This window comes from Listeria sp. ILCC792 (genome assembly GCF_900186135.1).
GTDB classification, from domain to species: Bacteria; Bacillota; Bacilli; order Lactobacillales; family Listeriaceae; genus Listeria; species Listeria goaensis.
The window spans coordinates 21270-33619 of record NZ_FYBO01000018.1 but is presented as its reverse complement, the minus strand read 5'-3'; the positions used below and the strand labels follow the sequence as shown (position 1 = coordinate 33619).

At 41.3% G+C, this 12350-nt stretch carries 13 protein-coding genes and 1 other annotated feature; of the genes, 8 read left to right on the top strand and 5 right to left on the bottom strand.

The window, feature by feature from the left end:
* The 4 genes from CFS60_RS13690 to CFS60_RS13675 form a co-directional block, all read left to right on the top strand.
* A partial coding sequence (locus CFS60_RS13690) for a GH-E family nuclease (RefSeq protein ID WP_255387574.1) occupies positions 1-1001 on the top strand: 1001 nt, incomplete at its 5' end.
* Positions 1002-1016: 15 nt separating this feature from the next.
* Positions 1017-1583: a suppressor of fused domain protein gene (locus tag CFS60_RS13685; RefSeq protein ID WP_088809396.1), complete on the top strand. Its 567-nt coding sequence runs from the start codon at positions 1017-1019 to the stop codon at positions 1581-1583.
* A 276-nt stretch (positions 1584-1859) separates the two neighbouring features.
* Positions 1860-2228: a DNA/RNA non-specific endonuclease gene (locus tag CFS60_RS13680; RefSeq protein WP_088839391.1), complete on the top strand. Its 369-nt coding sequence runs from the start codon at positions 1860-1862 to the stop codon at positions 2226-2228.
* Positions 2228-2722 carry an immunity protein YezG family protein gene (locus CFS60_RS13675; protein WP_220387172.1) on the top strand — a complete coding sequence of 165 codons (495 nt, stop codon included), beginning with the start codon at positions 2228-2230 and terminating at the stop codon, positions 2720-2722. The genes CFS60_RS13680 and CFS60_RS13675 overlap by 1 nt, the downstream gene beginning before the upstream one ends.
* Positions 2723-2924: 202 nt before the next feature.
* Here CFS60_RS13675 and CFS60_RS13670 read toward each other — a convergent pair whose 3' ends face one another.
* On the bottom strand, positions 2925-3350 hold the full coding sequence (locus tag CFS60_RS13670) for a transposase (RefSeq protein WP_205408920.1): 426 nt from the start codon (positions 3348-3350) through the stop codon (positions 2925-2927).
* Between CFS60_RS13670 and CFS60_RS13665 the strand changes: the two genes are divergently transcribed.
* Together CFS60_RS13665 and CFS60_RS13660 are read left to right on the top strand one after the other, a co-directional pair.
* Entirely contained in the window at positions 3313-3432 is a 120-nt protein-coding gene (locus CFS60_RS13665; protein WP_369821531.1) for a transposase, read from the top strand. The genes CFS60_RS13670 and CFS60_RS13665 overlap by 38 nt on opposite strands.
* Entirely contained in the window at positions 3404-3730 is a 327-nt protein-coding gene (locus tag CFS60_RS13660; protein WP_117612576.1) for an EndoU domain-containing protein, read from the top strand. Before CFS60_RS13665 ends, CFS60_RS13660 begins: the two co-directional genes overlap by 29 nt.
* 10 nt (positions 3731-3740) lie before the next feature.
* On the opposite strand, the gene CFS60_RS13655 is transcribed toward CFS60_RS13660, so the two are convergent.
* Both CFS60_RS13655 and CFS60_RS13650 read right to left on the bottom strand, forming a co-directional pair.
* The gene (locus tag CFS60_RS13655; protein WP_088839390.1) at positions 3741-4388 is read right to left on the bottom strand and encodes a DUF1295 domain-containing protein; all 648 of its coding nucleotides are present in this window, start codon (positions 4386-4388) and stop codon (positions 3741-3743) included.
* Positions 4389-4509: 121 nt separating this feature from the next.
* Positions 4510-6558: a hypothetical protein gene (locus CFS60_RS13650; RefSeq protein ID WP_088839389.1), complete on the bottom strand. Its 2049-nt coding sequence runs from the start codon at positions 6556-6558 to the stop codon at positions 4510-4512.
* Between the two features lie 521 nt (positions 6559-7079).
* On the opposite strand from CFS60_RS13650, the gene CFS60_RS13645 reads away from it, so the two are divergent.
* Positions 7080-9068, top strand: coding sequence for an immunoglobulin-like domain-containing protein (locus tag CFS60_RS13645; RefSeq protein WP_088839388.1), 1989 nt, complete (start codon positions 7080-7082; stop codon positions 9066-9068).
* On the opposite strand, the gene pabB is transcribed toward CFS60_RS13645, so the two are convergent.
* Both pabB and CFS60_RS13635 read right to left on the bottom strand, forming a co-directional pair.
* Positions 9059-10795 (bottom strand): aminodeoxychorismate synthase component I, encoded by a 1737-nt coding sequence (gene pabB, locus CFS60_RS13640; RefSeq protein WP_088839387.1) that lies wholly within the window; start codon positions 10793-10795, stop codon positions 9059-9061. The genes CFS60_RS13645 and pabB overlap by 10 nt on opposite strands.
* Positions 10773-11351 (bottom strand): aminodeoxychorismate/anthranilate synthase component II, encoded by a 579-nt coding sequence (locus CFS60_RS13635; protein WP_088811046.1) that lies wholly within the window; start codon positions 11349-11351, stop codon positions 10773-10775. The genes pabB and CFS60_RS13635 overlap by 23 nt, the downstream gene beginning before the upstream one ends.
* Before the next feature lie 127 nt (positions 11352-11478).
* Between CFS60_RS13635 and CFS60_RS13630 the strand changes: the two genes are divergently transcribed.
* Positions 11479-11898, top strand: a complete 420-nt coding sequence (locus CFS60_RS13630; protein ID WP_088811045.1) for a pyridoxamine 5'-phosphate oxidase family protein — start codon at positions 11479-11481, stop codon at positions 11896-11898.
* A 49-nt stretch (positions 11899-11947) separates the two neighbouring features.
* Positions 11948-12169 (top strand) — a binding site (T-box leader).
* Positions 12170-12350 lie beyond the last annotated feature (181 nt).

Below are 12350 nucleotides of genomic sequence, written 5' to 3'. Positions count from 1 at the left end.
TGGAAGAAGAAAAAATTCTGGAAAACTATTTACAATTTGAGCAAAGTCATACCCACTTTTTCCAAGAACTTTTAGCGCTTGTGATGACAGCACAAAGAACGATGCGACAACTCTTGCAGGAAGTCGAGTTTAACGCCCAAACCGGCACCTATACATATCCGAAAGGCTATACCCAGTCGATGGATGCCTTGAAACAGCGGCTTAATACCGTTCGCGGCGTAGACCCAAAACTGGTCGAAGCGCTGAAAGCCTATCAAGTTTTGGCAGTGGTGTACTACGATGCGGAGGGAAAGCCGCAAGTGATGTGGTTGCTTGAACAAAACGGAGTGGGTGTGCATGACCCGAAACTGAAGAAATACTTAGACAAGGCAGGAAAGTACTTAGACCCAAGTGACTACCAAATTATCACGAATGAGGAGTTAAACAAAAAAATCACTGAATCGTGGAAAACCGGCACCTATTATATGGACGGCACGCAATACACCGGTATGGCTGGTGGCACGCTTCGGGCATCCGCGTATGTGGAATCGGTGAAAGGTACGCTGGATGAAAGTGGCCTGATGGACGTGGTAATGGGGCTAGGCTTGAGTACGGCGGCGATTCGGGGGAGTATGACGTATGAGGGAGCAGGTGGGACTACTTCAAAAATTGATGAAGTTACTCCTAGGATATTAACTGAAGCTGAAAAGAAAGCCTATAAAAGACCATCAGGGTATAGAAAAGGTGTAAGAGATGAAGTATGGAATAATGCTAAAAGTAGTGATGGAATTGTAAGAGATCCATTAACACAACAACCATTACATGTTGAGGAGCCATGGGATATGGGACATAAACCAGGGTATGAGTTTAAAAAGCATCAACAAAGTGCGGCAGACAGAGAAATTCCCAGGAAACAATTTCTTGACGAACATAATGACCCCTCTCATTATAGACCTGAGTTGCCTAGCTCTAACAGAGGACATGCTGGGGAAGACGTTACAAACAAATATTTTGGACCATAAGGAGAGTAAAAATAAATGAATAATGATAAACTCGTTGCACAAAGAATTTTGCAAGCTGTTGGAGGTAATCCTAAAGTAGTAGAGTATAGAGATAGAAATGAAAATTCGGCTATTGATATATTTATTGGTACTGATAGACCTTATGAAGAAATTACTACCTATTCAACAATTGGACTTTCAAATTATGGAATTGGTTTAAAATCCCCAAATAAAGAAATACGAGTAGAATTTGTTGGAGGGTGTGAATCAACATATGAAAAATTTGGAAATGTATTAAGTAGCTGTGCATTTAATATTATAAATGACCAATTTTCTTGTAAACCTGGAACAATATACCCTAATATTATTAGCGAATATTATGAAGAAACTTCTATGAAACATGTCCTTTTCACAAATCCATTTTTATGGGACGAGTTGGGATATATTGATACAGAAAATGTGCATATAACATGGTTAATGTTGGTTCCAATTTCAGATAAAGAGTTTGAATTTGTAAGAAATAACAGTGCAGAGGAGTTAGAGGATTTATTTGAAAAAAATGAAATAGATATTTTTGATTTAAATAGAGATTCTGTAATATAAAAAGAAACTCAATCACAAGACGGGTAATCAAGTGGTTGAGTCTTGAATAGTAAGCAATACATTCACTAATCAAGTTACCAATAGCTAACAAAAACTAACTGTATTCACTGTATAAAAGTTGCACTACCGAAAAAGATATGAGGTAACTAACTTTGTAGAGAGAGTAGCGTACTCATATCTTTTTAACTGTTTTTAAAAGTATAAAATCAGTGTGTTGCTTGGTATGAGAGACGGTTTGTTAAGTGGGCAGGAACATTACCTTAGGAATCAAGTAACATGGAATCGTGGAAAACCGGCACCTATTATATGGACGGCACGAAATACACCGGTGTGGCTTGTGGCACGCTTCGGGCATCGGCGTACGTGAAATCGGTGAAAGGCACGCTGGATGAAAGTGGCCTGATGGACGTGGTGATGGGGTTGGGCTTAAGTACTGCGGCGATTCGGGGGAGTATGACGTATGAGGAAGCTGGTGGAGAATGGTATAATATGGAAAAAAGTTGGTCAGACGCATTAAAATTTGGTAGTAAAGTTGAAGTTAACATTAAACCTAACTACAATTTGAATTCTGTTAGACCAGACAGCTTTAATGTAGAATATTGGATAGACGGAGAAAAATTTATTAAATTTATTAGAAAGCCTTGATGAAAGAAGTTGAGATGATGGAGCAAGAATTAGGAATATTATATAATGAATTAGCACAAAAAATTATTTCGATGATTCCGGTTGATTGGAGCAAAATATACTATCTTGGTGAGGTGGGAAAAAAACAAATGAGTTGGTCTTCTGTATTTTATTTTGAAGAAACTAGTTCAAAAAAATTTGTAAAATCTCATAACATACCAGAGAGATATAAAGTTTCTCAACAAATATATAATGATTTATTAGGAGAACTTAATTCGATATTACTAAAAATAAATAAATGTTTTGAAGAAAATGAACAACCGCTATGGGATCAATTGAGCTTTTCTTTAAATTCTAATGGAAAGTTTAATGTAGATTTTTTATACGATAAAATTTCGGATGATGATGGGCAAGTAAAAAGAGAAGTCATTTGGGCTTATAATAGTTTTGAATTTAAGCCGAAAGAAGGCACTTTCACACGCAAATTATTAGACTCTTATTTAAGTGAACGCTAACTACTGAGATTACGAAAAAGAAAAATATTTAGAGGTTTGAAGATGTTATTGTGCTAGATTCTGAGGGTGAAACAAAAGAATTTTGAAAGAACAAGTTTAGATACTAAACTAAACGGTGGGCATGTTATGCTAAAAAGGCTCGAGGGACAAGTCAAAGTACTAGCTGGGTCTGTAAAGAATTTTGTGTAAGTTGTGTTTCTGGTTAAATGTATTTAGTGACTCTATCCTCAAAAAATATGACGAATTGTGATAGAATTTGTCCCCAATTGTGGACCTTCATGGTCCACTTTTTTGTGACATCTATCGTCACAAGATAAAGCATTTTTAGCAACGATTCATCTGAAGGAAAAACACTTTTTGATTTCGTTGATTTACGTAATTGACGGTGAAATCCTTCAATGATGTTAGTTGTGTAAATAATCCGGCGTAAATCTTCAGGATAGTTGAAGAATGTTGCTAATTCAGCCCAATGCTCCATCCAACTTTTTGTAATGATTGGATACTTCTTCCCCCATTTTTCGTCAAACGCACTTAGTGCTTCTAACGCTAGTTCCTCAGTAGCGGCTTTATAAATAGGTTTTAAGTCAGCTGTGACAGCTTGCGCATTAGTGGGACATATAGGCGACATTGAGCGTTTTTCAAATCCGCATAAGTTAGCTAATTATGCTGGAGTAGCCCCTCATGAAAGGTGGCGGACATGGACAATCTAACATTGATTTCTTAAAAGAAAATGGGTTTGAAGTAAATATTGAAAAAATTTACCCTAATGGTGTTAGAACTGGAAATGTACCAGACCATAAAGTTAAGGCTAAAAGAACAGGGAATAATCAATCTTGGTTTCCTGAAAACTGGATAAATAAAGATATAGAAAGTGCAGGACAACATGTTGCTAGTGTTAAAGATAGAGAAGCTATTTTGGTGAGTTCAACGGTGTGCGAGTTGGGAATAAAAACTGATGGAAAACCTGCAACTATATTCCCAGATGCAACAAGGCAGGAAAATACTTAGACGTAAATGACTACCAAATAAATGGAATAAGCCTTTTCGTATGTTTTTGATAATCTTCAAATTGCGAACCGTATTTTTCTAATAAATATTTGTCTGCATTTGGAATGTAAGAGAAGACGAACATTAGGAATAAAAAGAGTGGGACGAGAAGTGCCCAAACGTTTATTGTTACCAAGGCAAATCCTGCAACCCATAAAATGTCACCGTAATAGTTAATATGAATGGCATATTTAAATAATCCGCCTCTATAAAGTTTACCTTTGTTTGCTGGATCGGCTTTAAAAGGTTTTCGTAGCAACTCAGAAGTTGTGTTAATGAAGCTACCAGCTAAGAAGAGGACTATTCCTATAACGTACATGGCGATATTCGAGTCTGCTTGACTGTACACTGTGAATAAGGGGAAACCGATGTAATAGATTGCAAATGCTAAACTGTTTCCGATGGATTCTTTCCAACTAATTCCACGTGGTAACCAGATGAAAAGCATCGCATTTAAGCGAAGGAAGGTAATTAGTAAAAAGATGATAATCGTATAGCGTATGTAGTTATCTAAGGTAGCATCGCGATAGAGAATAAAAAATGCGAGAATCAAATAAATAATCTGCGTAATGAATATGAATACCTTCGCAGCAGTCGTTTTTTGATGTATGCCGTACATGTTTACATCACTCCTTTTCTAGGAATATTTTATTCGTTTATTGTAGCATACGGCGAGTCAAATAGCTGGGGTGACGAAAAAATCGCAGGTCCCGTAAATCATTTGGGAACCTGCGATTTTTTTAGCTATAGCGTACGATAATTGCGTCGCCGCGCGTTTCGTCATATTGCACCCAGACGGAGTCACCAGAACGGGGGCTTGCGGTGGGCTCGATAGTTCCGACAGAGATGTAGCGACGGCCGTTAATGTCGAGTTCAACACGTGCTACGGGTCGTTCGCTTCTTGTGTAGCCAAGATAGTTTACGGAAGATATGACGGCGGAGCCTTCTTTTGCTTGGCTTAACCTTTTTCTTAAAGAAAAATCTTCCAGCGTGAACTTGATTGGGAGCGCCATTCCGATTTGCAGTGTCATCGTGTTTGGCACAAATTGGCTACTTTGGGTTGGAAAACTCGTTCCGTCTGCTTGAATGGTCAAGTCGAGCAGTGTCAATTTACGCCCGGAAATCGTTGCCGAAAGCGGCTTAACTGCGGTAACCGTGCCTTCTAGTGCAACCGAATCGGTATCGTTATATGCCGTGTTATACGCGAGTATGCGCGAAATGCCGCCAGTTTCCATTAATTCCGCTGTTTTGCCGATTTCAAAACGGAATCCGTCCGGCTCAACAGCTGGAACATGGTATACCTTGCTATTCGCTTGGAATTCGAGTTCGACAGCGGTGCCACGGTTTGCCGCGCCATATGAACGCACAGCAGTGAGTTTGGCATTTGAAATGCGTTCTTCTTGTGCCGTTGTTTCCGTTGCCACGTCCGCTTCGTCCACGAACATAGCTTTATTTTTTTTCGGATTGTAGCGAATCATCACTTGCTGTCCAATCGGAATTTGCGTCAATACAGAAACAACGCGATGGACCTCGACTTCTTTCTTTTTCCCTTCGTAGATAAAGCTCAGTAAGAAACGAACTCTAGGCTGATTATTTATGTAGACGCCCGTTTCGTTTGCTGACACAATTGTAGCCGGCAAAACAACTGAGTCTTTTTTGTTGCGCTTATTGGCCGATTTACGAATAATTGTTCCGGAAACGCCCAATAAAATCAGCATGAGCGGAATGAACAGCCAGACTATCCAATTGATGGCGAGCGCCGGGTATTCTTTCAGGAATCCAAGGAATGAGCCCAATTTGCCGGTCATTTTTTGGTCCCACGCACTGACGTCTGCCGAAGCAATGATTTGCGCTTTGCCCGTTTCCAAATTGAACATGCCGGTCGTTTTGCCCGCTCCGTCATAGTACAGCTCTTTCGCATTTTCGTCTTTATAAAAAAGTGCGTTTCTATCCGCTAAATCTTCGTAGTTCGCTTTTTCAAATAGCGCGCTGACATCTGTTAAGCCGCTGTTCAGTTCATTCAATAAATACGCCGTGATACCGCCTTGCGTCTCATCTTCTGTGCTTGAGCCGATGAGCAAACTTTCTTTTGAATTCAGCGGAATGATGAGCGATTGATAAAGCGGTTTTGGTGTTATGAGCTTTTGTCCTGCACGAAAATCAGTGGGATTGATGTGGTAAATTTCTTTAGGGTACGATGTATCAACTTCCAGCAATTGATTTTTACTTAACCCTGTGTCTGCTAAAAATGGTTTTTGAATAGCTACATCTGAGTTCCCTTGTGCGATGGAATACGTGTTTTGGTTATTTAAAAGGCCACTTAATTGTACGGTGGAATCATCTTTTAAATTTACTAGCCAATAAGGTAATAGATTTCCATTATTTCCGTAGATAAGCGAAATACTTGTTGGCCTTGCTGATAAGCGTTTATCGTCTGCCAAATTTATAGCTGTAGCTTTGCCGTTTTGCACTTGGATATAATAGGTATCCGCCTTGTTTTCTGCACTAATAATGAGGCGCCCACGGTTCTGATAACTATTCGTTTTAAGGTAACTATCTAGTATGATTTCTTGTGATAGGATATTTTTCATGGTGCCATTTGCGTCAATTTGATGCAATTCGAGCTGTTCGTCTTCGGTTTTTGTTGCGATGACAAACGCGCCGTTTTGATAACTTGGAACCGCTTCTTTGAAAATATTAGAATCGAAAGTAAAGGTTTTTTCGATTGTTTGATCGTGCACGTCATATAGATTCGCGAGCAAGTCATCTTCGTTTGGCACAACTAACATTTTCTTCCCTTTTTCAAATAAAAGAAGATGCTTGGACTCTTTTATGTCGTTTTTTTGTGCCACCTGATAATCTTGGTAACTGTTGTAGACAGCTACAGACAGCACTATGGCTGGTATGAAAAAGAATAGTAATGGTTTAATCGTAAACGCCTCCCTTTGACGATGATGTATATAAGTGAACCTGTTTACTATTATACTATAAGATTGTCGGTTATTTTGCTGAAATATGAAGTAGTAAGGAGCGCAGCGTTAGCTAAAATGGAAGAAATACGAGAAAAACGAGATTTTTGTCATAACAAATTTTAAAAATTGTATCAAAATAATGATTTTTCGAAGCAAAAACTGCTATTTTGGTAAAAAAATTCACAAATTAGACACAACTTAGATGGATGTTGCTGCCGCAGTCAATTGGATTGAAAACAGCATGCTACATCTTCGCTGTGACTTGAAAAATGCATTGCTTATTTGGCATAAGCCAGCTATATTAAGAGCTGGTTCAATATTTTTCAAGGAGGACAATTATGAAAAAGTTCATTGGTGTCGTAAGCATTATCGTAATTTTAATGTTACCGCTTACTTCCTCTTTTTCGGCAAAAGCTGCAACTGGGAGCTACGGAGCAGGATTGACAGTGAAGTCAAAAATAACAACACGAGCAACCAATAAATCACTTAACTTCTTTCCTTATACAGATGACGATATACTGACTTATGAAGCACAAATGAGTATGAGTGGAAACTTTAAATCATGGGGACAGACCATTCACTTGGATAAAAATGACAAAATCGAGTTAACTAAAGCGCCAGAAATTGTGACAACTGGGGGTATTACGTCCGCAGATGTGAATGTAGAATATTCAAATGATGGTGTGAATTTTGAAACGGGAACACCTAGTGAAACGAATCGTTATCGCTGGGTAAAATATACGGTTACACAAGATGTAAAATGGGACACGACAACGCAACGTGTTCAGCTTTTCTTTGACGCTAAAAGTATTGCCAAAGAAGGCTTAACAGAAACGGATTTTAATCAAACAACGGGACATCAAGCGGAAGGACAATATTTTGCGACAGGGCGTGACGATAATCGCACGCGTACAACAAATATGTCGTATATGCCAACAGTGTTTTTCAAAAATCCTAAGATTTATGGGCAAACATTTGAGCGTTTAACGACCGAACATGGTATTCAAGGTTCATGGAGTACGCCAGCACCAAATAATCCGTTTGTATCTGGGATTGACGTTTTTTTATATGATAAAAATGACAATTTAATCGGGCAAACTGTTTCCGATCAAAATGGTTATTATGAATTCGATAAAATTTCGCGAACAGATGTGTACTACACGCACTTCAATGATCCGCAAAATCGTTATTATATGAGTTTCGTGCTGCGTTCATCAGACCCAGCAACGGCTGACCCAGGCGACTATGCTTGGTATAGTTTTGAAGGTAGTGATCAAACGGTTAGCGGAATTCAGTCTATTTACGATAGCGCCCGAAATAAGCAACTTAGGAAAGTAGAAAAGGCCATTGAAATCGAGACGCAAGATATTCACTATCGCATTGGTGACGAAAAACCAAATCTACGCCTCGGCGTAACGAAAGCCTATGATCGTTTTGAAGGAGACTTAACACAGTTCCGCCTTTATCACCAAGATGGCATGTTATTTTATGCAGATAGTCATAATGTGAATTGGGACGTTCCGGGTGTTTACCCAGTACAAGTCAGAATAATGAATATGAACGGTGCTTTCGGATATGGCGGTTCTCAAAACTCAACAACCACAGGCACGTTCAATGTGATTGTGACGAATTCGCTAGCACCAGTAATTGAGGCGGGCGATAGCGAAGTCTATATTGGCGAAAGTTTTGACCCGATGAAAGATGTCCGAGCAACTGATCCTGACGATGCAAGCGATATCACGGACCGGATTGTCATCGATGATAGTGCGGTAAACCTTCATGCGGTGGGAAAATATCCGATTAAATACAGTGTGACAGATAAAGACGGCGACAGCATAGAGAAGACGGTGTATGTCACTGTGCGCGACTTTACGATTGATGCGAGCGACGTCGAATTGTATGTCGGTGATGCGTTCAATCCGCTTGAACACGCTACAGCAAACGATTCCGTTGCGGGTGATATAACGAGCGATATCCGCGTCAAAGCAAGCAATGTCGACACCACGCAAGCTGGGAAGTACGCGGTCACTTACACGGCGACAAATCCAGACGGTCGTACAATCGAGAAAACCATTGCGGTCACAGTAAAAGACAAGGCAAGCCCTTTAATCCTTTTACCTCCTGAAAAAAGCAAGCCAGCGCCACCAAATGAAAATGCGAACAACGTAAAAGTCACGCCAATCAATGAAAAACCCATTACTAAAAGCTCGCTTGAAAAACAAGCGACAAGTTTACCGAAAACAGGAGATACAAATTCGCCATTTATAATTTTAGCTGGCCTTACGCTAGTTTTAGTTGCAATAAAAAGCAAGAAGCATCATTTCTGATGCTTCTTGCTTTTTTTCATCTCAATTTCCACAAAACCGCGGACACTATTTGTTAAAAAAACGCGTGAAGCCAGCTGTAAATCGCGGAACGTCAAAACTTGCTCAGAAATTTCCCCCTCTTCAAGCAAAGCCTGCCGAAAAATTCCGGGCAAAAGTCCGCACGAAAGCGCTGGTGTCACAAGTTTCCCGCCGATTTCCAAAACAAGGTTTCCGGAAATGAACTCCGTAAGCTCCTCTTTTTCGTTATAAAGCAAGGTTTCCGTGACATCTGGTTCACGCAGCTCCTCGTACATTTCGCGGCGGGTCGTTTTATGCGCCAAAAACGAATTTCGCGGTAGCGGTTCTGATGCAATTTTGGCCGTCCAGACGGGTGTTGTACAACTTATTTCCTGTACATCAAAAACAAAATCGCCGTTTCGCTTTAGCTCGGCCCGAAATTTAAACACGCCATTTGAATGCTCTGCTGCGGCCGTTTGCCACAATGAACGTGCGGCAGAACGCTCGAACGGCAACGCCCAAATTTGCGCGCTTTTTTCCATACGATCCAAATGGGCCTGAAGCCGTTTTAACTCCCCATTTTCAAGCCGCAAACTTTCAATTAATTCCACCGGCGGAAAAGCATCTGCCAAAACGGCCGATTTCGCTTCAATTTCTGCAAACTCCGCCGCCGCGTCTGAATCCCAAACAATGCCGCCACCAACCCCGTAACGCGCCACATTTGCTCGTAAATCAATTTGAATCGTCCGAATCGGCACACTCCAAATCATGTCCCCGTCTGGTTTCACGTAACCAATTGCGCCGCAGTAGACTCCGCGCGCCGAAGTTTCGAGCTCGGTAATGAAATCCATCGTGTTTTTCTTCGGCGCCCCTGTAATCGAGCCACATGGGAAGAGCGCTTCAAAAATCTCAAAAAGCGATTTCTCAGACGCCAGTTCCGCTGTCACCGTGGACGTCATTTGCCACACCGTCGGATACGGCTCAAGCTCGCATAATCGCGGCACGCGCACAGAACCCGGGCATGCAATTTGGCCAAGGTCGTTTCGCAGCAAGTCGACAATCATCACGTTTTCCGCCCGATTTTTTTCGTCGTTCGCCAGAAAATCCCGTCTCACCGCGTCCAATTCCGCCGTGTCCCCCCGTCGAACCGTGCCTTTCATCGGCCGCGTCGTCACTTTCCCCTTTTCCACCTTGAAAAAAAGCTCAGGTGAAGCAGAGAGAATTTGATGCGCGGCGGTCGTAAGCATGGCCGTGTACCGTGCCTCGCTTTGTTCGCGTAGGTGCCTGTAGGCTGAGCCCGCCTCAAATCCTGCCAGCACGGGGCTGTTTAAGCGTAGCGTAAAGTTCGTTTGATACGTATTTCCGGCCGCAATTTCCGCGCGAATGCGCGCAATGCGTGACTGATATTCAGGAAAAGTCATATCTGCGGTAAACGCAAAAGTCGGTTTAATACGCGGTGGCGCCTCAAAATTTGGAACCGGCGAATCAAATACCCCAAACCAAACGAGCGGCAAATTTTTATCCGCACAAAAGGTCCGCAAATATTCATTGAAGGCAGGCGCCGCTTCGTAGCTCACAAAACCCGCAATATAATAGCCGTCTTTCCGCCATTTCTCCGCCCGCTGAAAAACAGCCGCCACTTCCGCATGTGTGAACGCCATTAAAATTTCCTTCGGCTCACTAAAACACATTGTCTGCCCTTCAAAATCAAAACGCAACTGATTTTCCATACGCCACCTCTAAAAAGTTTTTCAAAATATGATGTCCATGCTCTGATAAAATGGCCTCTGGGTGAAATTGCACGCTATAAATGGGAAGCGTCCCATGTTCCATCGCCATTAAAACGCCGTCCTGTGTCCAAGCCGTTTCAATTAGCGGTGCCAGAACCCCAGTTACCGCAAGCGAATGATAGCGCGCTACATCAAACGTGCGAGGCAAATTGCGGAACAATTGCGATTCATTATGCGTCATGGCACTTGTTTTGCCGTGAACAATTTCGGGGGCAGAAACAACACGTGCACCGAAAAATGTGCCAAGCATTTGATGCCCCAAGCAAATCCCTAAAATGGGTTTTTTATCAAAATAACGCTCTATAAAAGCCAGTGTTTCCGGATAATCGGTCGGTTTCCCGGGGCCTGGTGACAATATGACGCCCTCATAATCATCTAACTGGGTGAGAAGAGGTAAATTCTCCGAAAAGACGACGTTCATGTCTGCGTTTAGTTCCAAAAAATATTGATAAAGGTTATATGTAAATGAATCGTGATGGTCGATGATAAGTAACATTGTCCGCCCCCCTTTTTTTTCGCTACTATTTCTTTTATAGCAAATTCAAGCAGGTTATACAAGTTAAGTTTGAACTTTTCGCCGTGGTGGAATGAAATAGAAAAAGCATCATTTTGGAGGGATAGAAATGCGAAACGAGCTGGAGGAACGAATTTTAAATGTGTTAGATGATCATAAAATCGGTGTTATGGCTACAGTGAAGGATAAATATCCACACGTGAGATACATGACTTTTTTTCATAAAGGGCTAACGCTCTACACGGCAACGTTAAATACGCTTCCGAAATTGGACGAGGTGGAGCGAAATCCGCATGTTTCAGTACTTATCGGCTATGAAGGTGAACATGTAAAGACGGCTTTCGTTGAATTTAATGGTCGTGTTGTTGTAGAGCAAAATGAAGCGATTGTTGAAAACATTTGGGAACAAATCAACTCGGAATGGGTGGATAAAAAGCAACCTGGTTTTACGGTACTGAAAATCATTCCAGAGCAGATTCGCTTGTTTGACCTACCCACGGAGGAGCCAGAAGTACTGGATTTAATTTAAAGGCTTGAAAAAATCTCTTGAATGGTTTAGAATACAACTAAATTGATAAAAGAAAACGTTGACAAGAAATAGTACCAAATTTTTTGTTTGTGAGAGAGCAGATGGCTGGTGAAAATCTGTAACAAAAATTTGCGAATCCCTCTTGGAGTGAATGGTGGAACACATTTTGTTAGTAAATCATTCCGGTGCGAACCGTTAAATCCAAATGAAGCTGGAGATTTTCACAATCTCAACTAGGGTGGCAACGCGGATATCAACCTCCGTCCCTTCTCTGTATATTTGTACAGGAAGGGGCGGAGGTTTTTGTTGCGGCTCTTAGTGCTTCAGCACTTAGAGCCGCAATATAAGACCGAGCAAAGCGAGGTGTTAATCCATCAAAAGTCTCTTAGAACTTCAGCACTTAGAGCCGCAATATAAGACCGAGCAAGGCGAGGTGTTAATCCATCAAAGCT

Coding starts and splice junctions, on each gene's coding strand:
- CFS60_RS13685 (WP_088809396.1), top strand. CDS start 1,017: ATGAATAATGATAAACTCGTTGCACAAAGAATTTTGCAAGCTGTTGGA.
- CFS60_RS13680 (WP_088839391.1), top strand. CDS start 1,860: ATGGAATCGTGGAAAACCGGCACCTATTATATGGACGGCACGAAATAC.
- CFS60_RS13675 (WP_220387172.1), top strand. CDS start 2,228: ATGAAAGAAGTTGAGATGATGGAGCAAGAATTAGGAATATTATATAAT.
- CFS60_RS13670 (WP_205408920.1), bottom strand. CDS start 3,350: ATGTCGCCTATATGTCCCACTAATGCGCAAGCTGTCACAGCTGACTTA.
- CFS60_RS13660 (WP_117612576.1), top strand. CDS start 3,404: ATGAAAGGTGGCGGACATGGACAATCTAACATTGATTTCTTAAAAGAA.
- CFS60_RS13655 (WP_088839390.1), bottom strand. CDS start 4,388: ATGTACGGCATACATCAAAAAACGACTGCTGCGAAGGTATTCATATTC.
- CFS60_RS13650 (WP_088839389.1), bottom strand. CDS start 6,558: ATGTTAGTTGTGCCAAACGAAGATGACTTGCTCGCGAATCTATATGAC.
- CFS60_RS13645 (WP_088839388.1), top strand. CDS start 7,080: ATGAAAAAGTTCATTGGTGTCGTAAGCATTATCGTAATTTTAATGTTA.
- pabB (WP_088839387.1), bottom strand. CDS start 10,795: ATGGAAAATCAGTTGCGTTTTGATTTTGAAGGGCAGACAATGTGTTTT.
- CFS60_RS13635 (WP_088811046.1), bottom strand. CDS start 11,351: ATGTTACTTATCATCGACCATCACGATTCATTTACATATAACCTTTAT.
- CFS60_RS13630 (WP_088811045.1), top strand. CDS start 11,479: ATGCGAAACGAGCTGGAGGAACGAATTTTAAATGTGTTAGATGATCAT.